Here is a 24446-nt window from a genome sequence, read left to right on the forward strand (position 1 = left end):
TGGCACGATGTGCGGGTGACCGAAGCCGTGACCCCGCCGCCGTCCCCCGCCCCGCTGCCGTTCGGCCAGGGCGCGCCGCCGCCCGGGAAGACCACGCCGGGCGACGTCCGGGACGGGGCCGCCGTCGCCCTGGTGGTGGCGGTGGCCGGAGTGCTGCTCGGGGTGCTGTGGGCGTGGCTCGCGCCGAAGGTCCAGTACGTCTCCAACGGGGAGGCCGTGTTCCTGCGGAACTCCGAGAGCGAGGCACGGATCGGCGCCGACGGCACGTTCCTGCTGCTCGCGGCCGGATTCGGGCTGCTGAGCGCGGTCGCGGTCTTCCTGTGGCGGCGCCGGGGCGGCGTCCCGCTGGTGATCGGGCTCGGCGCGGGGTCCGTGTTCGCGGCGCTGGTGGGCTGGCGGCTGGGCCTGCGGCTCGGCCCGTCCGCGAACCTCCCGGCGGCGGCCGCGAAGGCGGGCAAGGGCGTCCCGTTCGACGCCCCGCTCCAGCTGCTGGCCCACGGGACGCTGCTGGTCTGGCCCCTGGTGGCGGTAGCGGCCCACCTGGCCCTGACGGCCGTCTTCACCCGCCCGGAACCGGCCTGGCCATCGAGCCCCGCCGGCGTTTGAGGGGCGGGGAAACCCAGCCCCGCCCCCCCAGGCCGCACACCCCCCCCGCACGGCCGCCGCGGGTTACCGTGCGATCGGGGCCACCGTGGCCGACGTCAACGCCGTCAACGTGTCCGGAGCCAGCTCGACCTCCAGCCCCCGCCGCCCGGCCGACACGCAGATCGTGCGGTGCTCCGCCGCCGACGCGTCCACCACCGTCCGCAGCGCCCGCCGCTGCCCCAGCGGCGAGATGCCCCCCACCACGTACCCCGTCGTCCGCTCCGCCAGCGCCGGGTCCGCCATCGCCGCCCGCTTCGCACCCACCGCGCCGGCCAGCGCCTTGAGGTCGAGCGAGCCCGAGACGGGGACCACCGCCACCGTCAGTACGCCGTCCACGTCCGCGACCAGCGTCTTGAACACCTGCTCCGGGGCGACGCCCATCTTCTGCGCCGCCTCCTCCCCGTACGACGGATGCGCCGGGTCGTGCTCGTAGGCGTGCGTGGTGAACTCTGCGCCGGCCGACGTCAGGGCCGCGATCGCCGGGGTCGCCGCCCCGGCCGCCCCCGCCTTCTTCCTCGCCATCAGTTCGGGCTCGTCGGCGCGCGCGTCAGGTCCACCGCCGGCAGCGACGGCAGGTGCCGGATCACGGCCGTCTCCGCGCGCAGCAGTTTCAGCTCCTCCGCCAGCCGGGTCGCCGTATCGGGGGCCTGGAGCAGCCGCTGCTTCGCCGGGATGTCCAGTACGGCCGCCGCGGCGACCAGGTACGAGACCACCGACGGCTCGTCGGGCAGGTCGGGCGGCGCGGCCAGGGACCGCTCGCGCGCTCCCGCCAGCCGCTTCTGGTAGTTCCGGAACGCCCGCAGCACGCCCTCGGCCAGCTCCCCGGCGCCCTCGCCCGCGTCCTCCGCCAGCTCCTCCAGCTCCGCGACCAGGTAGGGCCCCGAGGCGTCGACCGACAGCAGGCGCACCCGGGCGGTGCCGGTGGCCAGCACCTCGAAGCTGCCGTCCTCCCGTTCCCGGATCGTCGCCGCGTCCGCGATGCAGCCCACCCGGTGGAAGGCCTGGATCGGGTCCGCGCCGAAGCCCGCGGCCGGGCCGCGCTCCGGCAGGATCGTCTGGTCCGGCAGGCCGGGAGCGGTCGGGGCGACCTCCCAGCCGTCCCGGATCGCGACTACCGCGAAGCGGCGCGGTTCGTCCTCGCCCGTCTTCAGCAGCTCGCGCATCATGGCGCGATAACGCTCCTCGAAGATGTTCAGCGGCAGCACGAGGCCGGGGAACAGCACCGAGTTCAGCGGGAAGAGGGGCAGGCGAACGGTGGTCACGAGGCACAGGGTAGTGGCCGGGGGCCCGCGGCCGTCACCCCCGCCTCAGCAGCCGGGACGCGCCCGCCGCCACCGTCGTGGCCAGGATCCACCCCAGCACCACGAGAGCCGATGCCCCCCACTGCCAGGCTCCGCCCGGCTTCCACTGGCCCTCCTGACCCAAGTCGATCACCGGCAGCAGCAGGTCCAGGGCGTACAGGGCGGCGCTCCACTGCGGGTGCTCGTCCTCCTTGATCGGCGCAGGAGGGTGCTGCGAGAACAGCAGCGTGCCCGCCGCCCACAGGACCGCCATCCACAGCGCCGCCCGCCCCGGCCGGTACCCGTACACCACCGTCCAGTCCTGGAGGTAGCCCCAGGCCTTCACCGCGGGCGGCAGGGTCTCGCGCCGCCGCCGCTGCTTGGCCAGCAGCACCTCCCGCGCGTCGGAGTCCTCCCCGCTGGCCCGGAGCACCGCCGCCAGCCGCTCGTACGGCTCCGGCGAGTACTCCACGGTGGCCGACTCCACCCAGGCCAGCCGGCGCGGCAGCGGGAAGTGCCCGCGGGGCGCGAGGATCTCGTACGAGAACCCCTCCATCACCAGCCGGCCCGGGCCCGGCCAGCTGGTGGACAGGTCGACCAGTTTGACCACCTTCGCCCCCGACAGCACGACCCGGCCCTGCTCGGGCTGCCCGCCGACGAAGCGGAGCTCCGGCGTGCTGATCCGCCGCAGCGAGAGCTCCTGGTCCGGCGACAGCTGGAACCGGGCCCCGTAGAAGTCGACCGCGTCGCCGAAGCGGCCGTCGTCCAGCCGCATCCCGCCCTGGCACTCGAACGCCTGCGAGGCCCGGCCCGGCGCCGGGGTCTGGCCCACGCCGTACGGGGGCGTGCCGGAGCCCGAATCACCCGGGGAGGAGTACAGCGCGATCGAGGTCAGGTACAGGGTCCGCTCGACCGTCAGCTGCGGTGCGTTCAGTGCCCGGCGGCCGCCCGGGTTGCGCAGCCGGGCCCCGCGCAGGTTCATCGACACGCCGACCTTCGCGCCGCGCAGGCTGATCTCGCCGTACGTCTCCAGCATGTCGCCCTGGAAGTCCTGGGCGACCGACATGCCGTCGGCGGTGATCGCCCGGCCCTTGTTGTCGGGCCGCACCACGGCGCGGCTGATCAGCAGGTCGGTGCCGATCTGGGCGTCCGTCAGCCGGATCCCGCGCGCCACCCGGGAACCCAGCAGGTGCAGGTCCCCCTCGGTGTGCAGCCGGGCCGCCTCCACCCGGGGGATCGCGCAGTTCACCAGGCGCAAGGTGCAGACCCGGGTCTCGGACAGCTGGATCTCGCTGTCGAAGCGGCACGACTGGAACTCGACGTACGGCTCGACGCGGCCCCCGGACAGTTCCAGCCGCCCCAGGATCCGTACGCCGCGCAGTTTCAGCGCCACCACCCGGCCCGGGACCGGGGGCGGGCCGTGCAGCAGCAGCAGCGCCACCACCTCGGCGCGGACGCTGCGCTCCGGGCCCCAGGGCGACCCGGCGTGCGGGTCGTCGCGCGCCGCGACACGCACACTGAGATCACAGGTGCGGCCCGTGCGGTAGGCCTCCCACATGCGGCGCTCGGCGGCGGTCAGATCCACCGGTCCCGTCTCCGCGCGTACCTCGGTCATGGCGGCCCCCCTCCGCGGTCACGTACGCGGCAGTCACATACGTGTAGGGGAACGCTAAGGGCCGCCTGTGACATCCGGGGCGTGTATCAGCCAGTGATACAGGCGGACGGTGCCGTGAGCCGGTCTGAGAGAATTGGGACGTGATCTCTCGTATCGACCTGCGCGGTGACACCCTCCCCGAGGGTGCCGCCCTGCGCGATCTGCTGCCCCGTGCCGAGTTCGACGTGGAAGCCGCCCTGGAGAAGGTGCGGCCCATCTGCGAGGACGTGCATCATCGCGGCACGGCGGCGCTGATCGATTACGCGCGCGAGTTCGACGGGGTCGAGCTGTCGCAGGTCCGGGTTCCGGCGCAGGCGGTCACCGCCGCCCTGGAGCAGCTGGATCCGGCCGTCCGCGCCGCCCTGGAGGAGTCGATCCGCCGGGCCCGGATCGTGCACCGGGCCCAGCGCCGCAGCGAGCACACCACCCAGGTGGTCCCCGGCGGCACCGTGACCGAGAAGTGGGTTCCCGTCGAGCGCGTGGGCCTGTACGCGCCGGGCGGCCGCTCGGTGTACCCGTCGTCCGTGGTGATGAACGTCGTCCCCGCCCAGGAGGCCGGTGTCGCGTCGATCGCGCTCGCCTCCCCGCCGCAGGCCGAATTCGGCGGCCTGCCGCACCCGACGATCCTCGCCGCCTGCGCCCTGCTCGGTGTGGACGAGGTGTACGCGGCCGGCGGCGCCCAGGCCGTCGCGATGTTCGCCTACGGCACCGAAGAGTGCGCGCCCGCGAACATGGTGACCGGCCCCGGCAACATCTGGGTCGCGGCCGCCAAGCGCTACTTCACCGGCCGGATCGGCATCGACACCGAGGCCGGCCCGACCGAGATCGCGGTCCTCGCGGACTCCACCGCCGACCCGGTGCACGTCGCCGCCGACCTGATCAGCCAGGCCGAGCACGACCCGCTGGCCGCGGCCGTCCTGGTCACGGACTCCGAAGACCTCGCCGCGGCCGTCGAGAAGGAGCTGGCCCCGCAGGTCGCGGCCACCAAGCACGTCGAGGACCGGATCAAGCCGGCCCTCGCGGGCAAGCAGTCCGCGATCGTGCTGGTCGACAGCCTGGAGGACGGCCTCCGCGTGGTCGACGCGTACGGCGCCGAGCACCTGGAGATCCAGACCGCCGACGCCGCCGCGTGGGCCGCCCGGGTGCGCAACGCCGGCGCGGTCTTCGTCGGCCCCTGGGCGCCGGTCTCGCTCGGCGACTACTGCGCCGGCTCCAACCACGTGCTGCCCACCGGCGGCTGCGCCTGCCACTCGTCCGGGCTGTCCGTGCAGTCCTTCCTGCGCGGCATCCACATCGTGGACTACACGCGCGACGCGCTCGCCGAGGTCGCCCACCACGTGGTGACGCTGGCCGAGGCCGAGGACCTGCCCGCGCACGGGGCCGCCCTGAAGGCCCGCTTCGGCTGGAAGGTACCTGGCAAGTGACCGGCATCGACGACCTCCCCATCCGGGACGAGCTGCGCGGCAAGTCCCCGTACGGCGCCCCGCAGCTCGACGTGCCCGTCCAGCTGAACACCAACGAGAACCCGTACGAGCTGCCCGAACCGCTCGTGCGGCGCATCGCCGAGCGCGTCGCCGACGCCGCCCGCACCCTCAACCGCTACCCCGACCGGGACGCGGTGGAGCTGCGGACCGAGCTGGCCGCGTACCTGACCCGTACCGGCAAGCACCCGGTTGCGCGGGAGAACGTATGGGCCGCCAACGGCTCCAACGAGGTCATCCAGCAGCTGCTGCAGACCTTCGGCGGCCCCGGCCGCACCGCGATGGGCTTCGAGCCGTCGTACTCGATGCACGCCCTGATCGCCCGGGGCACCGGCACCGGCTGGATCTCCGGCCCGCGCCGGGAGGACTTCAGGATCGACGTGGCGGCCGCCGAGCGGGCGATCGCCGAGCACGCACCCGACGTCGTGTTCATCACCTCCCCCAACAACCCCACGGGCACCGCGGTCGAGGCCGAGACGGTCCTCGCCCTCTACGAGGCCGCCCAGGCGGCGCGTGCCGATCGGGGTTCGGCCTCCCTCGTCGTCGTGGACGAGGCGTACGTCGAGTTCTCCCACCGGGACTCCCTCCTCCCGCTCATCGAGGGCCGGCCGTGCCTGGTGGTCTCGCGGACCATGTCCAAGGCCTTCGGCGCCGCCGGCCTGCGCCTGGGCTACCTCGCCGCGCACCCCGCCGTGGTCGACGCCGTGCAGCTCGTACGGCTGCCGTACCACCTGTCGGCCGTCACCCAGGCGACCGCGCTGGCCGCCCTGGAGCACACCGACACGCTGCTCGGCTACGTCGAGCAGCTCAAGGCCGAACGGGACCGCCTGGTCGGCGAACTGCGGGCCGCCGGCTACGAGGTCACCGAGTCCGACGCGAACTTCATCCAGTTCGGCAGGTTCGAGGACTCCCACACCGCCTGGCAGCAGATCCTCGACCAGGGTGTCCTGGTCAGGGACAACGGCGTACCGGGATGGCTGCGGGTCACCGCGGGCACCCCCGCCGAGAACGACGCGTTCCTGGAAGCGGTTCGCGCACTGAAGAAGGAGCAGCACGCATGAGCCGCATCGGACGGGTCGAACGGACCACGAAGGAGACCTCGGTCGTCGTCGAGATAAACCTCGACGGCACCGGCAAGGTCGACGTCTCCACGGGCGTGGGCTTCTACGACCACATGCTCGACCAGCTCGGCCGCCACGGCCTCTTCGACCTCACCGTCAAGACCGACGGCGACCTGCACATCGACAGCCACCACACCATCGAGGACACCGCCCTCGCCCTCGGTGCCGCCTTCAAGCAGGCCCTCGGCGACAAGGTCGGCATCTACCGCTTCGGCAACTGCACCGTCCCGCTGGACGAGTCCCTCGCCCAGGTGACCGTCGACCTGTCGGGCCGCCCCTACCTCGTGCACACCGAGCCCGAGAACATGGCGCCGATGATCGGCTCGTACGACACGACGATGACCCGGCACATCCTGGAGTCCTTCGTCGCGCAGGCCCAGATCGCCCTGCACGTCCACGTCCCGTACGGGCGCAACGCCCACCACATCGTGGAGTGCCAGTTCAAGGCCCTCGCCCGGGCTCTGCGCTACGCTGCCGAGTTCGACCCGCGCGCGGCCGGAATCCTGCCCTCCACGAAGGGCGCCCTCTAGCCGTGAACGGCCTCAACACCATCCTGATCGTCCTCGGCCTGTTCCTGGCCGGGGGCGTCTACTCCTTCCACAAGCAGAAGATGCCCCTGTCGGTCATCGTCCTGCTCGCCATCGGCTCCGCGATGTGCCTCGCCGCCGGAGTCCTGCGGATCCAGGGGATTTGGGAATGAGCGCAGCGCGCCCCACCAAGACCGTCGTGGTCTTCGACTACGGCTTCGGCAACGTCCGGTCCGCCGAGCGGGCGCTCGCGCGCGTCGGCGCGGACGTCGAGATCACCCGCGACTACGACAAGGCCATGGACGCCGACGGGCTCCTCGTGCCCGGCGTCGGTGCCTTCTCCGCCTGCATGCAGGGCCTCAAGGACGTCCGCGGCGACTGGATCATCGGGCGCCGGCTGTCCGGCGGCCGGCCCGTCATGGGCATCTGCGTCGGCATGCAGATCCTCTTCGAGCGCGGCATCGAGCACGGCGTGGAGACCGAGGGCCTCGACGAGTGGCCCGGCACGGTCGGCCCGCTCAAGGCCCCGATCGTGCCCCACATGGGCTGGAACACCGTCGACGCCCCCGCCGACAGCCAGGCCTTCAAGGACCTGGACGACGACGCCCGGTTCTACTTCGTGCACTCCTACGCGGCGCACGGCTGGAGCCTGGAGGTCACCAACCCGCTGATCCGCGCCCCCAAGGTCACCTGGGCCACCCACGGCGAGCGTTTCGTCGCGGCGGTGGAGAACGGGGCCCTGTGGGCCACCCAGTTCCACCCCGAGAAGTCCGGCGACGCCGGGGCCCAGCTCCTCACCAACTGGATCGAGACCCTGTGATGCCCGCACCCACGCTTGAGCTGCTCCCCGCGGTCGACGTCCGCGACGGCCAGGCCGTACGCCTCGTGCACGGCGTGTCCGGCAGCGAGACCTCGTACGGCTCCCCGCTGGAGGCGGCCCTCGCCTGGCAGCGCGCCGGCGCCGAATGGCTGCACCTGGTCGACCTGGACGCCGCCTTCGGCACCGGCGACAACCGGGCCCTGGTCGCCGAGATCACCGGCGCCATGGACATCAAGGTCGAGCTGTCCGGCGGCATCCGCGACGACGCCTCGCTCGCCGCCGCCCTCGCGACCGGCTGCACCCGCGTCAACCTCGGCACCGCCGCCCTGGAGACCCCCGAGTGGGTCGCCAAGGCGATCGCCGAGCACGGCGACAAGATCGCGGTCGGGCTCGACGTGCGGGGCACCACCCTCAAGGGCCGCGGCTGGACCAGCGAGGGCGGGGACCTGTACGAGGCCCTCGCCCGCCTGGACTCCGAGGGCTGCGCCCGGTACGTCGTCACCGACATCGGCAAGGACGGCACGCTGACCGGCCCCAACCTGGAGCTGCTGCGGAGCGTCTGCGCCGCCACGGACCGGCCCGTCGTCGCCTCCGGCGGCATCTCCTCGCTGGACGACCTGCGGGCGCTGTCCGAGCTGGTGCCGCTGGGCGTCGAGGGCGCCATCGTCGGCAAGGCCCTGTACGCGAAGGCCTTCACCCTGGAAGAGGCCCTGCGGGTGGTGTCCGCATGAGCGCCCCCGACGACGTGCGCCGCTTCTCCTCCGGCGGCGCCTACGAGGACGTCATCGGCTACAGCCGGGCCGTGCAGCTCCCCAACGGCCTGGTCCTGGTCTCCGGCTGCACCGCGGCCGACGGCGGCGGCCCCTACGAGCAGGCCATCACGGCCTTCGGCGTCGCCATCAAGGCGCTGGAGCAGGCCGGTCTCGGCGCCGAGCACGTGGTCCGCACCCGGATGTACCTGACGCACGCCCGGGACGTGGACGACGTCGGCCGCGCCCACAAGGAGCTGTTCGACGCGGTGCGCCCCGCCGCATCGATGATCATCGTCTCCGGCTTCGTCGACCCGTCCATGGTCGTCGAGGTGGAGGTCGAGGCGTACCGGGGCCCCGGCGCTTGTGAAGGAGGGGCGGCATGACGCTCGCCGTACGGGTGATCCCCTGCCTGGACGTGGACAACGGCCGGGTCGTCAAGGGGGTCAACTTCCAGAACCTGCGGGACGCCGGTGACCCGGTGGAGATGGCCAAGCTCTATGACGCCGAGGGCGCGGACGAGCTGACCTTCCTCGACATCACGGCGTCCTCCGGGAACCGCGAGACCACCTACGACGTGGTCCGCAGGACCGCCGAACAGGTCTTCATCCCGCTGACCGTGGGTGGCGGCGTACGCACCGCCGACGACGTGGACAGGCTGCTGCGGGCGGGCGCGGACAAGGTGGGCGTGAACACGGCCGCCATCGAGCGGCCCGAACTCATCCGGGAGATCGCGGAGCGGTTCGGCCGGCAGGTGCTGGTGCTCTCGGTCGACGCCCGGCGCACCGCGTCCGGCACGTTCGAGGTCACCACGCACGGCGGCCGCAAGAGCGCCGGCATCGACGCCGTCGAGTGGGCGCACCGGGCCGCCGAGCTGGGCGCCGGGGAGATCCTGCTGAACTCGATGGACGCCGACGGCACGAAGGACGGCTACGACACCGAGATGATCACGGCGGTGCGCAAGCACGTCCGCGTCCCGGTGATCGCCTCGGGCGGCGCGGGCAAGCTGGAGCACTTCCCGCCGGCCATCGCCGCCGGCGCCGACGCGGTGCTCGCCGCCTCGGTGTTCCACTTCGGCGACCTGCGCATCGGCGAGGTCAAGGACACCCTCCGCGAGGCGGGCCACCCGGTCCGCTGACGGCGTCCCGTGCTCCGGCCCGCCCGGCCGGAGCACGGGCGGGGCGTCAGATGCCCAGCTCCGCCACCGTCAGTTTGGCCACGGCCTCCGGCGCGCCGTCCAGTTCCACCGCGGCGGCCTCCTGGCGGCCGAAGCAGAACAGCGTCAGCTCACCCGGTTCGCCCGTCACCGTCACCACCGGGGTCCCCTTGTGGGCGACCGCCGTGCGGCCGTCCGGGCGGCGCAGCACCAGGCCCACCGGCGAACGGCGGCCCGTCAGGCGGGCCAGCTTCTCCAGGCGGGACCAGAGCACGTCCGAGAAGACCGGGTCCAGCTGGCGCGGGGACCAGTCGGGCTGGGCCCGCCGGACGTCCTCGGCGTGGACGTAGAACTCGACCGCGTTCGCCGCCTCGTCGATCTGCTTGACCGCGTACACGGACATCCGCGGCGGCCCGGTACGGATCAGCCGGATCAGTTCCTCGTACGGTTTGGCCGCGTACTCGGCCATCGCCTTGTCCAGCCGGCCCTTGAGCACGTTCAGGAGCAGCCCGCCGGCCGCGTCGGGGCGGCGCTCCCGGACGACCACGTGCGCCGCCAGCTCCCGCGCGCGCCAGCCGTCGCACAGCGTCGGCGCCTCCGGACCCGCCGCCTCCAACAGATCGGCCAGCAGCAGGCGTTCACGCTTCGCATGGGTAGACATGGTGGCCAGCCTACGGCCGGAACCCGCCCCGCGCCTGCTCATCAGGCGGACAGACATCGATGATCGTCACCCGCGCCCGGCACAATGGCCCCATGAGTACGACCTCCCTCGACCCCGCCATCGCCGCCCGCCTCAAGCGCTCCGCGGACGGCCTGGTACCGGCCATCGCCCAGCAGTACGACACCGGTGAGGTGCTCATGCTCGGCTGGATGGACGACGAGGCCCTGCACCGGACCCTGACCACCGGACGCTGCACCTACTGGTCCCGCAGCCGCCAGGAGTACTGGGTCAAGGGCGATACTTCCGGCCACTTCCAGCACGTGAAGTCCGTCGCCCTCGACTGTGACGCCGACACCGTGCTCGTCAAGGTCGACCAGGTCGGAGCCGCCTGCCACACGGGTGCCCGGACCTGCTTCGACGCCGATGTCCTCCCGCTGGCCGCCGAATAGCTAGGTAGGGTCCCACGCCATGGATCTTGAGACGTTCCGCAAGCTCGCGGCCGACCGCCGCGTCATCCCCGTCAGCCGCAAGCTGCTCGCCGACGGAGACACCCCGGTCGGCCTCTACCGGAAGCTCGCCGCCGAACGCCCCGGCACCTTCCTGCTGGAGTCGGCGGAAAACGGCCGGTCCTGGTCCCGCTACTCCTTCATCGGCGTGCGCTCCGACGCCACGCTGACCGTCCGCGACGGACAGGCCCACTGGATCGGCGCCGCCCCCGTCGGCGTCCCCACCGCCGGAGACCCCCTCGACGCCCTGCGCGCCACGGTCGAGGCCCTGCACACTCCCCGCGACAACGCGGCCGGGACGCCGCCCTTCACCGGAGGCATGGTCGGCTACCTCGGCTACGACATCGTGCGCCGCCTGGAGCGCATCGGGGAGCACACCTCCGACGACCTGCGGCTGCCCGAGCTGACCATGCTGCTCACCTCCGACCTGGCGGTCATGGACCACTGGGACGGTACGGTCCAGCTCATCGCCAACGCCATCAACCACAACGACCTCGACACGGGCGTGGACGAGGCCCACGCGGACGCCGTCGCCCGCCTGGACGCCATGGAGGCCGACCTCGCCCGGCCCGCGCCCTACGTGCCGACGCCGCTGCCCGCCTCGGAACTGCCCGAGTTCTCCGCGCTGTGGGGCGGCGAGAAGTACCAGGCCGCCGTCGAGGACGTCAAGGAGCGGATCCGGGCCGGGGAAGCCTTCCAGGTCGTGCCCTCGCAGCGGTTCGAGACCCCGTGCAAGGCGTCCGCACTGGACGTCTACCGGGTCCTGCGGGCCACCAACCCCTCCCCGTACATGTACCTCTTCCGGTTCGAGAACGGCTTCGACGTCGTCGGGTCCAGCCCCGAGGCCCTGGTCAAGGTCGAGGACGGCCGGGCCATGGTCCACCCCATCGCCGGGACCCGGCACCGCGGCGCCACCCCGCAGGAGGACAACGAGCTCGCCGAGGAGCTGCTGGCCGACCCCAAGGAGCGCGCCGAGCACCTGATGCTCGTCGACCTCGGCCGCAACGACCTGGGCCGGGTGTGCGAGCCGGGCTCCGTCGAGGTCGTCGACTTCATGAGCATCGAGCGCTACTCGCACGTGATGCACATCGTCTCGACCGTCACCGGCCGGGTCGCCGAGGGCAAGACCGCCTTCGACGTGCTCACCGCCTGCTTCCCGGCCGGCACCCTCTCCGGCGCGCCCAAGCCCCGCGCCATGCAGATCATCGAGGAACTGGAGCCCTCCCGCCGGGGCCTGTACGGCGGCTGCGTCGGCTACCTCGACTTCGCCGGCGACTCCGACACGGCCATCGCCATCCGTACCGCCCTGCTGCGCGACGGCACCGCGTACGTGCAGGCCGGGGCCGGTGTGGTCGCGGATTCGGTGCCCGAGCTGGAGGACAACGAGTGCCGCAACAAGGCCGCCGCGGTGCTCCGCGCGGTGGGAGCGGCGAACCGCCTCCACGGCGTCTGACCCGGTAGGGGATAGTGGGGTACGTGAGTGCCGTACCCCCGCCCCGAACCGATGCCGAGTCCGCGTCCGAGCCCGTGGCCACCGACAGCCGCGGCGGCCGCCGCAGCGTGGCCGTCGCCCTGCTGCTCGGTGCGCTCGGCGCCACCGTCGTCCTGCTCGCCTCCGGCCGGGTCTGGGCCCGGGGCAGCGCCGTCGTCGCCGGCGGGTCGCTCCCGCTGAGCGCGGACGGGCAGGCCGTCACCGGGCTGCCCGCCGCCCTGGCCATCGTCGGGCTCGCCGCCCTGGTCGCGGTGTTCGCCGTACGCGGCAAGAGCCGGCTGCTGGTCTCCGCCCTGCTGGCGCTGAGCGGTCTGGGCGCCGCGCTGGCCGCGGTGGCCGCCGCCGACGACCGCCGGGCCCTGGACGAGAAGGCCGCCTCCACGACGGCCGACACCGCCGCCCGGGTGGCCGGGCTGACCCACACCCCGTGGCCGTACGTCACCGCCGGCGGAGCGGTCCTGATCCTGCTCGCCGGGCTGCTCGCGCTGCGCTTCGGCAGCGCCTGGCCCGCGATGGGCGGCCGCTACGAACGCGACGGCAGCCCGCGGCCGCGCAAGACCGCGGTGGTGGACCCGGACCGGCCCGAGGACCTGTGGAAGGCTCTGGACCGGGGCGAGGACCCGACCCACTGACAGCGCGCCCCGCCCGGTGCGGGACAATGGTCATCGAGCGTTCGACACAGACCGCGATACAGCACTGCGCGACAGAGCAACGAGGAGCAACTCATGGCGGGCACGCACCACGGACACACCCCGGCCGCCTGGACCGGTGTCATCATCGCCTTCATCGGTTTCTGCATCTCCGGCGCCTTCATGGTGCTGGCGAACCCGCTCGGCTTCTGGGCCGGCCTGGTCGTCGTCGCGCTCGGCGGTGTCGTCGGCCTGGCGATGAAGTCGGCGGGAATGGGCGCCCCGAAGCCCGCCCACGACGACCTCGCACAGGTCATCGCCGCCAACAAGGTCGCCGCGAAGGTCTGAGCCGGACGTCGGCCGCCGCGCCACCCGGCCGGACGCGCCTCCGGCAAGGCGCGGTTTCGAGAGGCGCGGCCCGTCGGGCTGCGCCTTTTGTCATGAGCGGAGACAATCACCGCGTGGACGCCCCTCACCCCCCCGCCCCCGCGCACGTACCGCCCGGCGCGCCGTCCCCGGTCTCCCGGGCCCGGAGCCTGGCCGCCCCCGTGCTCACGCTGGCCGGGACGGTCGCCGCGTTCGCGTACGTGGGCGCCGTCGACCCCAACCAGCCGGGCCACTATCCGGTCTGCCCGCTCCTGCGGCTGACCGGGATCCTGTGCCCGGGCTGCGGCGGGCTGCGCAGCGCGCACGCCTTCGCCCACGGCGATCTGGTGACCGCGCTCGGCGACAACGCCGTCGCCGTCCTCGGCTACTTCCTCTTCGCCGCCTTCCTGGGCCGCTGGCTGGTCCTGGCCGCGCGCGGCGGGCCGCCGCCGAGGATCGCCCTGCCACCGGTGTACTGGTGGGTCGTGGGAGCGGTCGTACTGGCCTTCGCCGTGGTCCGCAACCTCCCCTTCGGATCCGCCCTGGCCCCCTGAGACGGGCGGGGCGCGAGGGGAAGCCGGGATTCCGGGGGAACCGCACATTCCGACTGTCCAGTCCATGGGACACCCCCACGCTCCGTGCGGAGGCCGTGGCGACCTGCGGATACCATTTGAGTGCTGACCTTGCAGTGGTACGTGTCTGCAAGGCGGCCGACCGTCATCGACCCGGAAGGGGGCCGCTCGCGTGAGTGTGCTCGACGAGATCATCGAAGGGGTCCGCGAAGACCTTGCCGAACGGCAGGCCCGCGTGAGCCTCGACGAGCTCAAGGAGCGTGCCGCCAAGGCGCCCCAGGCCAAGGACGGTGTCGCCGCCCTGCGCGGCGACAGCGTCAAGGTGATCTGCGAGGTGAAGCGCTCCAGCCCCTCCAAGGGCGCGCTCGCCGCGATCGCCGATCCGGCCGGGCTCGCCGCCGACTACGAGGCGGGCGGTGCGGCGGTCATCTCCGTCCTCACCGAGCAGCGTCGTTTCGGCGGCTCGCTGGCCGACCTGGAGGCCGTCCGTGCCCGCGTGGACATCCCGATCCTGCGCAAGGACTTCATCGTCACGGCGTACCAGCTGTGGGAGGCCCGCGCCTACGGCGCCGACCTCGCCCTGCTGATCGTCGCGGCCCTGGAGCAGGAAGCCCTCGTCTCCCTCATCGAGCGGGCCCAGTCCATCGGGCTGACCCCGCTGGTCGAGGTCCACGACGAGGAGGAGGTCGAGCGCGCCGTCGCCGCCGGCGCCAAGATCATCGGTGTCAACGCGCGCAACCTCAAGGACCTCAAGGTCGACCGCTCCACCTTCGAGCGCGTCGTCGAGGCCATCCCCGACCACATCGTCAAGGTCGCCGAGTCCGGGGTGCGCGGACCGCACGACCTGATCGCGTACGCCAACGAGGGCGCCGACGCCGTCCTCGTCGGGGAGTCCCTGGTCACCGGACGCGACCCGAAGGCGGCCGTGGCCGACCTGGTGGCCGCCGGCGCCCACCCCGCCCTGCGGCACGGGCGGAGCTGACCCCGCCCGTGCCCGTCTCCCGCTCCTCCGTCCGCACCCGCCCGGGCCACGGCCCGGCCGGCGTGCCGACGGCGCACGCGCCGCTGGCGCGCGGCTGCCGCCCCCGCGGCTGCCGCGCCCCCGCCCGGCGCGTGCACGGCCGGCGGGTGCGGTACGTGATCGGCTCCGAGCCCGGACAGGTCAACGGCATGCGATGGCGCCCTTCGCCCGCGCCGTGACGACGGCTGCCCCGCCCCGGTACCCCTGAGGTACCGGCCGGGCACCCTCGTACGGTCCGCCGCCCCGAGCCGCCGGCCCCGGGCCCGGGCCGCTGTCCGTATCCCCAGCACCCCCGCCAGCGGGGTGCGCGGGCCGCGGGCCGGCGGCGCAATACGGTGAAGCCATCCCGTCGCACCCCGTAGGAGTACGTGGACATGTCCACCCACTCGTTCTTCATCCCGGACCCGCAGGGTCTGGTCCCCAACGCCGAGGGCTACTTCGGCGACTTCGGCGGCAAGTTCATCCCGGAGGCGCTCGTCGCCGCCGTGGACGAGGTCGCCGTCGAGTACGAGAAGGCCAAGGGCGACCCGTCCTTCGCGGCCGAGCTCAACGAGCTCATGGTCAACTACACGGGCCGCCCCAGCGCCCTGACCGAGGTCCGCCGCTTCGCCGGGCACGCCGGCGGCGCACGGATCTTCCTCAAGCGCGAGGACCTCAACCACACCGGCTCGCACAAGATCAACAACGTGCTGGGCCAGGCGCTGCTCACCAAGCGCATGGGCAAGACCCGCGTCATCGCCGAGACCGGCGCCGGCCAGCACGGCGTGGCCACGGCCACCGCCTGCGCCCTCTTCGGCCTCGACTGCACCATCTACATGGGCGAGATCGACACCGAGCGCCAGGCCCTCAACGTGGCCCGCATGCGCATGCTGGGCGCCGAGGTGATCGCCGTGAAGTCCGGCTCCCGCACCCTCAAGGACGCCATCAACGAGGCGTTCCGGGACTGGGTCGCCAACGTGGACCAGACCCACTACCTCTTCGGCACCGTCGCCGGCCCGCACCCCTTCCCGGCCATGGTCCGCGACTTCCACCGCGTCATCGGAGTCGAAGCCCGCCGCCAGATCCTGGAGCGGGCCGGGCGCCTGCCCGACGCCGTCGCGGCCTGCGTCGGCGGCGGCTCCAACGCCATCGGCCTCTTCCACGCCTTCATCCCCGACACGGACGTGCGCCTGGTGGGCTTCGAGCCCGCCGGGCACGGCGTGGAGACCGGCGAGCACGCGGCCACGCTGACCGCCGGCGAGCCCGGGATCCTGCACGGCTCCCGCTCCTACGTCCTCCAGGACGAGGAGGGCCAGATCACCGAGCCCTACTCGATCTCGGCCGGCCTGGACTACCCGGGCATCGGCCCGGAGCACTCCTACCTCAAGGACAGCGGGCGCGGCGAGTACCGCGCGGTCACCGACGACGCCGCGATGCAGGCCCTGCGCCTGCTCTCCCGCACGGAGGGCATCATCCCGGCGATCGAGTCCGCGCACGCCCTCGCGGGCGCGCTGGACCTGGGCCGGGAACTCGGCCCCGACGGGCTGATCGTGGTCAACCTGTCCGGCCGCGGCGACAAGGACATGGACACCGCCGCCCGCTACTTCGGGCTGTACGACACGGACGGGGAAGTCGCCGAGAACGAGTTCGCCGAGGGGGACGACAAGTGAGCGCCAACGGAAACATCGAGCTGCTGAGCGCGACCCTCGCCAAGGCGAAGTCCGAGGACCGGGCCGCCCTCGTCGCCTACCTCCCGGCCGGCTTCCCGACCGTGGACGGCGGCATCGAGGCCGTCAAGGCCGTCGTGGCCGGCGGCGCGGACGTCGTCGAGATCGGCCTGCCGCACAGCGACCCGGTCCTGGACGGCCCGGTCATCCAGACCGCCGACGACATCGCCCTGCGCGGCGGCGTGAAGATCGCCGACGTGATGCGCACCGTGCGCGAGGCGTACGAGGCCACCGGCGTGCCGATCCTGGTCATGACGTACTGGAACCCCATCGACCGCTACGGCGTCGAGCGGTTCACCGCCGAACTGGCGGCCGCGGGCGGCGCGGGCTGCATCCTGCCCGACCTGCCGGTCCAGGAGTCCGCGCTGTGGCGCGAGCACGCGCGCGAGCACGGGCTGGCGACCGTCTTCGTCGTCGCCCCGAGCAGCCAGGACGCGCGCCTGGCCACCATCACCGCGGCCGGCTCGGGCTTCGTCTACGCCGCCTCCCTGATGGGCGTCACCGGCACCCGCGAGTCGGTCGGCGACCAGGCCCAGGACCTGGTGCGCCGCACCCGGGCCACCACCGACCTGCCGGTGTGCGTGGGCCTCGGCGTGTCCAACGCCGCGCAGGCGAAGCAGGTCGCCGGCTTCGCGGACGGGGTGATCGTCGGCTCGGCCTTCGTGAAGCTGCTGCTGGACGCCCCCGACCTGGAATCCGGGCTGGACGGCGTACGGGCGCTGGCGGGCGAGCTCGCGGAAGGCGTACGCAGGTCCTGACGCCCTGCGGGCCCGATCGGAAGTTCTGTAGCCCGATCGAGTGGAAGTGGGAGCGGGGAGGCACGCGAGTGCCTCCCCGCTTCGTTTGGCCGAACGTGAGCGAGAAGAACGACGGTACGAACCGCGATGCGACGAAACGATCGGCCCGGGAGCGACTCCTCGCGGAGCGCGAGCGGCAGAAGAAGAAGGACAAGCGCCGCCGGACCCTCATCGTGTCCGCGGCGGTCGTCGGCGTACTCGGGCTGGCCGCGGTCGTCGGCCTGATCGCGGCGAACACCGGCAAGGGCGACAAGTCCGCCAAGGCGGGCCCGGTGGCCGCCCCGTCGGGGGCCACCGGCAAGGACGCGCTCGCCATCCAGACGGGCAAGCCCGAGGCCAAGTCCACCCTCACCGTGTGGGAGGACTTCCGCTGCCCGGCCTGCAAGGCCTTCGAGGACAACTACCGGACCACGGTCCACGACCTGGAGGCCAGAGGACTGCTCAAGGTCGACTACCACCTGGTCACCTTGATCGACGGGAACATGCGCGGCACCGGATCCCTGAACGCGGCGAACGCGGCCGCCTGCGCGCAGGACGCCGGCAAGTTCCCCGCGTACCACGACGTGCTCTTCCAGAACCAGCCGCAGGAGACCGACGACGCCTACGGCAAGAACGCCAGGCTGCTGGAACTGGCGGGCAAGGTGCAGGGGCTGGACACCCCGGCGTTCCGTTCCTGCGTGAACGCCGGCACCCACAACAGCTGGGTCGCGAAGTCGCACGAGGCGTTCCAGGCCGCGAAGTTCCGCGGCACCCCGAGCGTGCTGCTCAACGGCAAGGACATCTTCGCCGACCAGGCGAACCCGCTGACCCCGCAGAAGATCAAGGAAGCGGTGGAAGCCGCCGCCAAGGGGAACGGCGGTGCGGCGACGACCCCCGGCGGGAAGGGCTCGCCCTCGGCCTCGGCCTCGCCCTCGGGCTCCGCGGCGTCGTCGTCCTCCTCCGGTCCGGGCACGGGGAAGTCCTCCTCGTCCGCAACGTCGGGCACGGCTTCGTCCGGGAGCAAGGGCGGGGGATCCGCCAAGGCGGGCGCCGCGGAGGACTGAGTATCGATTTCACGGCAGGTTGCCGGGCGGGTTGCGGTGGGTACCGCCCGGCAAGGTAGCGTCGGTCCTGCCATGACACTTGCCTATATCCCCAGCCCGTCGACCGGCGTGATCCATCTCGGACCGATCCCGCTTCGCGGCTACGCGTTCTGCATCATCATCGGCGTCTTCGTCGCCGTCTGGCTCGGCAACAAGCGCTGGATCGCACGCGGCGGAAAGCCGGGCACGGTCGCGGACATCGCCGTGTGGGCGGTGCCGTTCGGCCTGGTCGGCGGCCGCCTCTACCACGTGATCACCGACTACCAGCTCTACTTCGGCGAGGGCCGGAACTGGGTCGACGCCTTCAAGATCTGGGAGGGCGGCCTCGGCATCTGGGGCGCGATCGCGCTCGGCGCGGTGGGTGCCTGGATCGGCTGCCGGCTGCGCGGGATCCCGCTGCCGGCCTGGGCGGACGCCCTGGCCCCGGGCATCGCGCTGGCCCAGGCCTGCGGTCGCTGGGGCAACTGGTTCAACCAGGAGCTGTACGGGCGGCCCACCGACCTGCCCTGGGCCCTGAAGATCAGCGAGGGCCCGAACCGGGTCGCGGGTACCTACCACCCCACCTTCCTCTACGAGTCCCTGTGGTGCGTCGGTGTCGCCCTGCTGGTGATCTGGGCCGACCGCCGCTTCAAGCTCGGACACGGGCGGGCGTTCGCCCTGTACGTGGCCGCGTACTGCGCCGGGCGCGGCTGGATCGAGTACATGCGGGTCGACGAGGCGCACCACGTCTTCGGCGTGCGGCTGAACGTCTGGACGGCGATCGTCGTCTTCGTGCTCGCCGTGGTCTACCTGGTCCTGTCGCAGAAGCTGCGGCCGGGTCGGGAAGAGGTCGTGGAGCCGGACCGGGGTCCGGCGGCCGGGGGCCCGGCAACGGACGCCGGGGACGCGGAGCCCGCGTCCGTCGGCCCCGCTGCCGAGGACGGCGCCGGCGCTGCCGTGGACTCCGACGCCGAGGCGGGATCCGCGACGACGACCGGATCCGCCGGTCAGGGGCCGGGGGAGCCGGGCGACCCGCAGGGCACGCGGGACGCCGAATCCGCGCCCGAGGCCAAGAAGCTCTGATCCGGCCCGGCCGGAACGCCAACGGGGGGCGCCGCGCGACCGCGCTGCGCCCCCCTTGCGTGTACCGGGGGCCGGGGCGCCGGTCAGGAGGGGATCTGCGAGCCGCGGCGGGAGAGCGCGACCACGCGTTCCGCGCCGGCCAGCACCGCCGGGTCGACGAAACGGCCGTCGGGGAGGGCCACCGCGCCCGGGGTGAGCCGGGCCGCGGCCATGATCTGCTCGGCGGCGGAGACCTCTTCCGGGCCGGGCAGGTAGGCCCGTTCGATGACCGGGAGCTGGCGGGGGTGGATCGCCGCCCGGCCCAGGAAACCCAGCGAACGCCCCCGGGCGCAGGAGACGGCCAGCGCCTCCAGGTCCCGGATGTCGGGGAACACCGACTGCGCGGGCGGGGCCAGCCCGGCGGCCCGGGCCGCGATCACCACCCGGGAGCGCGGCCAGTCCAGGCCCGCCTCGGAGCTGATGCCGAGGTCGGCCCGGAGATCCGCCTCGCCGAGGGACAGCCCGTGCAGGGCGGGGTGGGCGCGGGCGATCTCGTAGGCCCGTTCCACGCCCAGCGCGGACTCCAGCAGGGCGTACAGGGCCACCCCGCCGGTGCGGTCGGCGACCGCCGCGATCTGCTCGGGCGCGCAGATCTTGGGCAGGCGCAGGCCCGCGAGGCCCGGCAGCCCGGTCAGCGCGGTGAGGTCGGCGCCCGCCCAGGGGGAGTCCAGGGCGTTGACCCGGACGTGGACGGGCACCGGCGGCCGGTCGGTGAGCAGTTCGGCGGTCGCGGCGCGGGCGTACTCCTTGCGGGAGAGCGAAACCGCGTCCTCCAGGTCCACGATGACGGCGTCGGCCCCCGAGTGCAGGGCCTTCCAGACCACTTCGGGCCGGTCACCGGGTGCGTACAGCCAGCTAAGGATCATAGGGCCCCTTCCTTGCGGAGAGCGGTGATCTCGGCCTCGGTGAGACCGAGTTCGGTGAGGACGGCGTCGGTGTCCGCGCCGTGCGGACGCCCCGCCCAGCGGATCGCGCCCGGCGTCCCGGACAGCCTGAAGAGGACGTTCTGCATCCGCAGCGGTCCCAGCTCCGGGTCCTCGACCTCGGTGAGGGTGCCGAGCGCCGCGTACTGCGGATCTGCCATCACGTCCCGTACGTCGTAGACCGGGGCGACCGCCGCCTCGGCCTGCTCGAAGGCGGCGATCACGTCGTCGGCCTTGTGCCGGGCGATCCAGCCGCCGACCGCCTCGTCGAGCACCGGTGCGTGGGCGGCCCGGCCGGAGCCGGTCGCGAACCAGGGCTCGGCGATCAGTTCGGGCCGGCCGACCAGGCGCAGGACGCGCTCCGCGACGGACTGCGCCGAGGTGGACACCGCCAGCCAGCGGCCGTCCGCGCTGCGGTAAGTGTTGCGCGGGGCGTTGTTGGTGGAGCGGTTTCCGGTGCGCGGCTGGACGTAGCCCAGCTGGTCGTACCAGAGCGGGTGCGGGCCGAGCACGGTGAGGATCGGCTCGATGATGGCCAGGTCCACGACCTGCCCCTGCCCCGTGCGGTCGCGGCCCGCGAGCGCCGTCATCACGGCGTACGCGGTGGTCAGCGCGGCGATCGAGTCCGCGAGCCCGAACGGCGGCAGCGCCGGCGGACCGTCCGGCTCCCCGGTGATCGCGGCGAAGCCGCTCATGGCTTCCGCGAGGGTGCCGAATCCGGGGCGGCGGGCGTACGGGCCGTGCTGGCCGAACGCCGTCACGCGGGCCAGGACCAGGCGCGGGTTGGCGGCGGAAAGCTCCGGCCAGCCGAGCCCCCACCGCTCCAGGGTGCCGGGGCGGAAGTTCTCGATGACCACGTCGGCGGTGGCGGCCAGCCGCAGCAGGGTGTCCCGGCCTCCCGGGGCGGACAGGTCGAGGGTCATCGTCCGCTTGTTCCGCCCCAGCAGCTTCCACCACAGCCCGATGCCGTCCTTGGCGGGGCCGTGGCCCCGGGAGGGATCCGGGCGCACCGGGTGCTCGACCTTGACGACCTCGGCGCCGAAGTCGCCGAGCAGGGTGGCGGCGAGGGGCCCGGCGAAGAGGGTCGCCAGGTCGAGGACGCGCAGCCCGGCGAGGGGAGCGGTAGCGCGTGCGGCGTCGCCGGTCATGACAGCGCCGCCGCGAAGGCGTCGGTTTCGGCGCGGGTCGGCATCGAGTCCTGGGCGCCGGACCGTTGGACGGACAGCGCGGCGGCCGCGGCCGCCCAGTGCAGGGCCTCGGGCGTCGGGCGGCCTTCGCCGAGCGCCACGGCGAGGGCTCCGACGAAGGTGTCCCCGGCGGCGGTGGTGTCCACCGCCCGGACGCGGGGCGCGGGTACGGTCAGCGGCTCGCGGTCCCGGGCCGCGTAGCGGACCCCGGCCGCCCCGAGGGTGACCACCACCTCGGGCACGTCCCGGAGCAGGGCCTCGGCCGCCGCGTGCGGGTCGGTCAGGCCGGTGAGGGCGGCGGCCTCGTGTTCGTTCGGCACCAGCAGGTCGGTGAGGCCGAGGAGTTCGGGCGGCAACGGCTGGGCCGGGGCCGGGGTGAGGACGGTCCGTACGCCGTGGGCCCGGGCGGCCCGCGCCCCCGCGAGCACGGCTTCCATGGGGAGTTCGAGCTGGAGGAGCAGACAGTCGGCGGCGCCGATCCGGGATGCGTCGCCCGCCTCCAGGCCGGTCACCAGGCCGTTGGCGCCCGGGATGACGATGATGCTGTTCGCGCCCTCCCCGTCGACGGTGATGTGCGCGGTGCCGCTGGCGCCCTCGACGGTGCGCAGGGCGGCCGTCTCGACCCCGGCCGCCGCGAGCGCGTCCCGCAGCCGTACGCCGAACGCGTCGGCCCCCACCGCCCCGATCATCACCACCTGCCCGCCGCAACGGGCCGCGGCCACCGCCTGGTTGGCGCCCTTGCCGCCCGGGACGGTACGGAAGGAGGTCCCGGTGACGGTCTCGCCGAGCCGGGGCGCCTTGGGGACGTAGGCGACGAGGTCCATGTTCGTACTGCCGAGCACGGCGATGGCCGTCATGAGCGGGCTGCCTCCTGAGCGGTGAGGTGGGCGAGGGTGTCGAAGCCGACGCCGTCGAAACCGGCGACGGTGGTGGCGAGGCGGTTCTTCAGGGGCGCGGCCCAGCGGTGCGGGACCGCGCCCGCGACGAGGGCGGCGAGGGAACCGGCGGTCGCGCCGTTGGAGTCGGTGTCCCAGCCGCCGGACACGGCGCGGCACACGGAGCGGCTGAAGTCGCCGTCGGCGTGGGTGAGGGCGGCGGCCACGAGGGCGGTGTTGGGGACGGCGTGGACCCAGTGGTAGTGGCCGTGGCGGGCGTGGAGTTCGTCCACGACGCGGTCGAAATCGGCGTACCGCCCGGCGGTGTCGACGGCGTGCCGGACGGCGGCGGCGAGCCGGGAGCGGGGCGGTACGACGGCCAGTCCGGCGCGGAGCGCGGTGTGCACGTCGGCCAGGCCGGTGGCGGCCTCGGCGATGGCGGCGGCGGTGAAGAGGGCCGCGTAGAGGCCGTTGGCGGTGTGGGTGAGCACGGCGTCGCGGTAGGCCTGGGCCGCGGCGGCGGCCGGGTCGCCGGGGTTGGTCCAGCCGTGGACGTCGGCGCGGATGAGGGCGCCGATCCACTCGCGGAAGGGGTTGTGGTGGGTGGCGGTGGCCGGGGGTTCCAGGCCGTGCAGGAGGTTGCGGTACGCGATGCGCTCGGCGGTGAACGTCCGGCCGGCCGGGAGCTCGTCGAGCCAGAGGCGGCCGACGTCGGCGGTGGTGAAGCCCTTGCCGTGGCGCTGGAGGAGGAGCAGGCCGAGGAGCGGGTAGTTGAGGTCGTCGTCCTCGGGGGTGCCGTCGATGTTCTCGGCGAGGGAGGTGGGGGCGGAACGGCGGTTCCAGGGGTAGGCGGCCAGCAACTCGGCGGGGACGCCGCGGGCGGTGAACCAGTCGTCCAGGGGCCAGTTGCCGGTGGCGCGGGCGAGCGCGCGGATCCCTTCCAGGGGCAGCTTCTCGACGGGCTTGCCGAGCACACACCCGACGGCGCGCCCGACCCACGCGGCCTCCAACCGCCCCACGTCGGGTGCCTGCGGCTGCGGCCCCGAGGGTGGGCGGGGCCGCGCGGTCGGCTGCGGGCCGGCGGGGGCCCCGGTCCGCGGAGCCGGGTGCTGCTCCGGCTGCGCCCGGTGCCGTTCTACGGGCCTTGGCCCGAGGTCCGGCTCCGCGGAGGGGCGGGGGCGTGTGGCCGGCTGCGCGACCGGGTGCTGTCCCGGGTGCGGGCCGGGGTGCGCGGAGGGCTGCGGGGCAGGGGTGGTCGTCGGCCGGGGGGCGGGGCGTGCCGAGGGCTGGGCGTGGTGCCGTTCCACCGGCCTCGGCCCGAGGTCCGGCTCCGGGAGAAAGGACGGGCGGGGGTGGGGGCCGGCCTTGGCGGGGGTGTTCCAGGTGGCGGTGATGGCCTGCCAGGACTCCGGCTCGTCGGGTGCCGAGGGGCAGGGGAGCGCCGCGAGTCGGGTCAGCAGGCGGCACGCCAGCTCCCGCAGCTCCGGACCGGCGGGGACCGGGGAGGCGCCGGCCCGCTCCGGCGCCGGGTGGCCGCCCGCCGCGAGCCAGACCCGCAGCAGCGGCTCCGCGTCCCGCCCGTCCTGCGCGGCCTGCCGCAGCTCGTGGCCGACCAGGTCCTCGGGCTGGACCCACGTCACCCGCCCGGGCCCGGTCACCGTGGCCCCGCGCTCACCGTGCACGCCGCCTCGCGGGCGGAGGGTCCGGCTTGCCCGCAGGGCCGGACCGACGTGAGCCGTGCGGGCCGTCCGGGGCGGCCCCCTCGGGGGTGGGGACCGGTCAGCCGGGCCGGGCCGGGCCGGGGCGCTGCGGGCGCCGTCGGGTGGGGGCGCCGGCCGGTTCCGGCGGGTGGCTGGGCGTACGTCGGCCGTGCGGGGCCGGTCGGCCGTAGCCGGGTCGCTGTGGGCGCCGTCGGGCGGGGGCTCTGCCAGGTCCTCCCGTGGGGCCGGGCGCACGCGAGCCGTGCGGGCCCGGTCGCTGCCGGACGGCCTTTCCCGCCCCGTGGGCGTGGATCGGGCCGGTCCCGGGTCAGCCGTAGCGGTTCCGGCTCGGCCGCCGCGGACGTCGTCAGGGGGGAGCGGTGTCGGGCCGGGTC

28 protein-coding genes are annotated in these 24446 nt (G+C 73.8%); 20 read left to right on the forward strand and 8 right to left on the reverse strand.

The annotated features are described in order from the left end of the window. Positions 1 to 15: 15 nt before the first annotated feature. Positions 16 to 606, forward strand: coding sequence for a hypothetical protein (locus ACWGH1_RS10170; RefSeq protein WP_453352717.1), 591 nt, complete (start codon positions 16 to 18; stop codon positions 604 to 606). Between the two features lie 63 nt (positions 607 to 669). On the opposite strand, the gene ybaK is transcribed toward ACWGH1_RS10170, so the two are convergent. Genes ybaK through ACWGH1_RS10185 form a run of 3 tightly spaced genes read right to left on the reverse strand, consistent with a single transcriptional unit; the run spans position 670 to position 3540 of the window. Further along, on the reverse strand, positions 670 to 1167 hold the full coding sequence (gene ybaK, locus ACWGH1_RS10175; protein ID WP_453352716.1) for a Cys-tRNA(Pro) deacylase: 498 nt from the start codon (positions 1165 to 1167) through the stop codon (positions 670 to 672). After that, on the reverse strand, positions 1167 to 1907 hold the full coding sequence (locus tag ACWGH1_RS10180; protein ID WP_453352715.1) for an LON peptidase substrate-binding domain-containing protein: 741 nt from the start codon (positions 1905 to 1907) through the stop codon (positions 1167 to 1169). The genes ybaK and ACWGH1_RS10180 overlap by 1 nt, the downstream gene beginning before the upstream one ends. 34 nt (positions 1908 to 1941) lie before the next feature. Further along, the gene (locus ACWGH1_RS10185) at positions 1942 to 3540 is read right to left on the reverse strand and encodes an oxidoreductase (RefSeq protein WP_453352714.1); all 1599 of its coding nucleotides are present in this window, start codon (positions 3538 to 3540) and stop codon (positions 1942 to 1944) included. A 140-nt stretch (positions 3541 to 3680) separates the two neighbouring features. On the opposite strand from ACWGH1_RS10185, the gene hisD reads away from it, so the two are divergent. The 8 genes from hisD to hisF are packed head-to-tail and all read left to right on the forward strand — an operon-like array spanning position 3681 to position 9415. Beyond that, positions 3681 to 5003, forward strand: a complete 1323-nt coding sequence (gene hisD / locus ACWGH1_RS10190; protein ID WP_453352713.1) for a histidinol dehydrogenase — start codon at positions 3681 to 3683, stop codon at positions 5001 to 5003. Then, positions 5000 to 6121, forward strand: coding sequence for a histidinol-phosphate transaminase (locus ACWGH1_RS10195; protein WP_453352712.1), 1122 nt, complete (start codon positions 5000 to 5002; stop codon positions 6119 to 6121). The genes hisD and ACWGH1_RS10195 overlap by 4 nt, the downstream gene beginning before the upstream one ends. Next, positions 6118 to 6711 carry an imidazoleglycerol-phosphate dehydratase HisB gene (hisB, locus tag ACWGH1_RS10200; protein ID WP_030855496.1) on the forward strand — a complete coding sequence of 198 codons (594 nt, stop codon included), beginning with the start codon at positions 6118 to 6120 and terminating at the stop codon, positions 6709 to 6711. The genes ACWGH1_RS10195 and hisB overlap by 4 nt, the downstream gene beginning before the upstream one ends. A 2-nt stretch (positions 6712 to 6713) precedes the next feature. Then, entirely contained in the window at positions 6714 to 6881 is a 168-nt protein-coding gene (locus tag ACWGH1_RS10205) for a hypothetical protein (RefSeq protein ID WP_388836934.1), read from the forward strand. Further along, positions 6878 to 7528, forward strand: a complete 651-nt coding sequence (hisH, locus tag ACWGH1_RS10210; RefSeq protein ID WP_453352711.1) for an imidazole glycerol phosphate synthase subunit HisH — start codon at positions 6878 to 6880, stop codon at positions 7526 to 7528. The genes ACWGH1_RS10205 and hisH overlap by 4 nt, the downstream gene beginning before the upstream one ends. Next, the gene (priA, locus tag ACWGH1_RS10215; protein WP_453352710.1) at positions 7528 to 8259 is read left to right on the forward strand and encodes a bifunctional 1-(5-phosphoribosyl)-5-((5-phosphoribosylamino)methylideneamino)imidazole-4-carboxamide isomerase/phosphoribosylanthranilate isomerase PriA; all 732 of its coding nucleotides are present in this window, start codon (positions 7528 to 7530) and stop codon (positions 8257 to 8259) included. Before hisH ends, priA begins: the two co-directional genes overlap by 1 nt. Beyond that, positions 8256 to 8663 carry a RidA family protein gene (locus tag ACWGH1_RS10220; RefSeq protein WP_453352709.1) on the forward strand — a complete coding sequence of 136 codons (408 nt, stop codon included), beginning with the start codon at positions 8256 to 8258 and terminating at the stop codon, positions 8661 to 8663. Before priA ends, ACWGH1_RS10220 begins: the two co-directional genes overlap by 4 nt. Then, entirely contained in the window at positions 8660 to 9415 is a 756-nt protein-coding gene (gene hisF, locus ACWGH1_RS10225; RefSeq protein ID WP_453352708.1) for an imidazole glycerol phosphate synthase subunit HisF, read from the forward strand. The genes ACWGH1_RS10220 and hisF overlap by 4 nt, the downstream gene beginning before the upstream one ends. A gap of 46 nt (positions 9416 to 9461) precedes the next feature. Here hisF and ACWGH1_RS10230 read toward each other — a convergent pair whose 3' ends face one another. Continuing rightward, entirely contained in the window at positions 9462 to 10094 is a 633-nt protein-coding gene (locus ACWGH1_RS10230; protein ID WP_453352707.1) for a TIGR03085 family metal-binding protein, read from the reverse strand. A gap of 92 nt (positions 10095 to 10186) precedes the next feature. Between ACWGH1_RS10230 and hisI the strand changes: the two genes are divergently transcribed. The 11 genes from hisI (at position 10187) to lgt (ending at position 19327) form a co-directional block, all read left to right on the forward strand. Then, positions 10187 to 10543 (forward strand): phosphoribosyl-AMP cyclohydrolase, encoded by a 357-nt coding sequence (gene hisI, locus ACWGH1_RS10235; RefSeq protein ID WP_136215262.1) that lies wholly within the window; start codon positions 10187 to 10189, stop codon positions 10541 to 10543. A gap of 19 nt (positions 10544 to 10562) precedes the next feature. Next, entirely contained in the window at positions 10563 to 12053 is a 1491-nt protein-coding gene (locus tag ACWGH1_RS10240) for an anthranilate synthase component I (protein ID WP_453352706.1), read from the forward strand. Between the two features lie 14 nt (positions 12054 to 12067). Beyond that, positions 12068 to 12724, forward strand: coding sequence for a TIGR02234 family membrane protein (locus ACWGH1_RS10245; RefSeq protein WP_453352705.1), 657 nt, complete (start codon positions 12068 to 12070; stop codon positions 12722 to 12724). A 93-nt stretch (positions 12725 to 12817) separates the two neighbouring features. Then, on the forward strand, positions 12818 to 13069 hold the full coding sequence (locus ACWGH1_RS10250; RefSeq protein ID WP_453352704.1) for an HGxxPAAW family protein: 252 nt from the start codon (positions 12818 to 12820) through the stop codon (positions 13067 to 13069). A 92-nt stretch (positions 13070 to 13161) separates the two neighbouring features. Continuing rightward, entirely contained in the window at positions 13162 to 13641 is a 480-nt protein-coding gene (locus ACWGH1_RS10255) for a DUF2752 domain-containing protein (RefSeq protein WP_453352703.1), read from the forward strand. Between the two features lie 190 nt (positions 13642 to 13831). Next, entirely contained in the window at positions 13832 to 14641 is an 810-nt protein-coding gene (gene trpC, locus ACWGH1_RS10260) for an indole-3-glycerol phosphate synthase TrpC (RefSeq protein WP_136215267.1), read from the forward strand. An 8-nt stretch (positions 14642 to 14649) separates the two neighbouring features. Further along, a complete protein-coding gene (gene trpM, locus ACWGH1_RS10265; RefSeq protein WP_136215268.1) occupies positions 14650 to 14859 on the forward strand; it encodes a tryptophan biosynthesis modulator TrpM in 210 nt (69 codons plus the stop codon). A gap of 195 nt (positions 14860 to 15054) precedes the next feature. After that, entirely contained in the window at positions 15055 to 16329 is a 1275-nt protein-coding gene (trpB, locus tag ACWGH1_RS10270) for a tryptophan synthase subunit beta (protein ID WP_453357321.1), read from the forward strand. Further along, positions 16326 to 17144, forward strand: coding sequence for a tryptophan synthase subunit alpha (gene trpA / locus ACWGH1_RS10275; protein WP_453357322.1), 819 nt, complete (start codon positions 16326 to 16328; stop codon positions 17142 to 17144). Before trpB ends, trpA begins: the two co-directional genes overlap by 4 nt. 95 nt (positions 17145 to 17239) lie before the next feature. After that, a complete protein-coding gene (locus ACWGH1_RS10280) occupies positions 17240 to 18226 on the forward strand; it encodes a DsbA family protein (protein WP_453408601.1) in 987 nt (328 codons plus the stop codon). Positions 18227 to 18298: 72 nt separating this feature from the next. After that, positions 18299 to 19327, forward strand: a complete 1029-nt coding sequence (gene lgt, locus ACWGH1_RS10285; RefSeq protein WP_453408602.1) for a prolipoprotein diacylglyceryl transferase — start codon at positions 18299 to 18301, stop codon at positions 19325 to 19327. 83 nt (positions 19328 to 19410) lie between these two features. On the opposite strand, the gene ACWGH1_RS10290 is transcribed toward lgt, so the two are convergent. From ACWGH1_RS10290 to ACWGH1_RS10305, 4 genes are read right to left on the reverse strand one after another with little or no spacing between them, the layout of a single operon-like run. Next, positions 19411 to 20232 (reverse strand): HpcH/HpaI aldolase/citrate lyase family protein, encoded by an 822-nt coding sequence (locus ACWGH1_RS10290; RefSeq protein ID WP_453357473.1) that lies wholly within the window; start codon positions 20230 to 20232, stop codon positions 19411 to 19413. Then, on the reverse strand, positions 20229 to 21437 hold the full coding sequence (locus ACWGH1_RS10295; protein ID WP_453357474.1) for a CaiB/BaiF CoA transferase family protein: 1209 nt from the start codon (positions 21435 to 21437) through the stop codon (positions 20229 to 20231). Before ACWGH1_RS10295 ends, ACWGH1_RS10290 begins: the two co-directional genes overlap by 4 nt. Continuing rightward, entirely contained in the window at positions 21434 to 22333 is a 900-nt protein-coding gene (gene rbsK / locus ACWGH1_RS10300) for a ribokinase (RefSeq protein ID WP_453408603.1), read from the reverse strand. Before rbsK ends, ACWGH1_RS10295 begins: the two co-directional genes overlap by 4 nt. After that, on the reverse strand, positions 22330 to 24033 hold the full coding sequence (locus ACWGH1_RS10305) for an ADP-ribosylglycohydrolase family protein (RefSeq protein WP_453408604.1): 1704 nt from the start codon (positions 24031 to 24033) through the stop codon (positions 22330 to 22332). The genes rbsK and ACWGH1_RS10305 overlap by 4 nt, the downstream gene beginning before the upstream one ends. Positions 24034 to 24446: the final 413 nt, after the last annotated feature.

The sequence above is a fragment of the Streptomyces sp. NPDC054883 genome, from assembly GCF_053610645.1.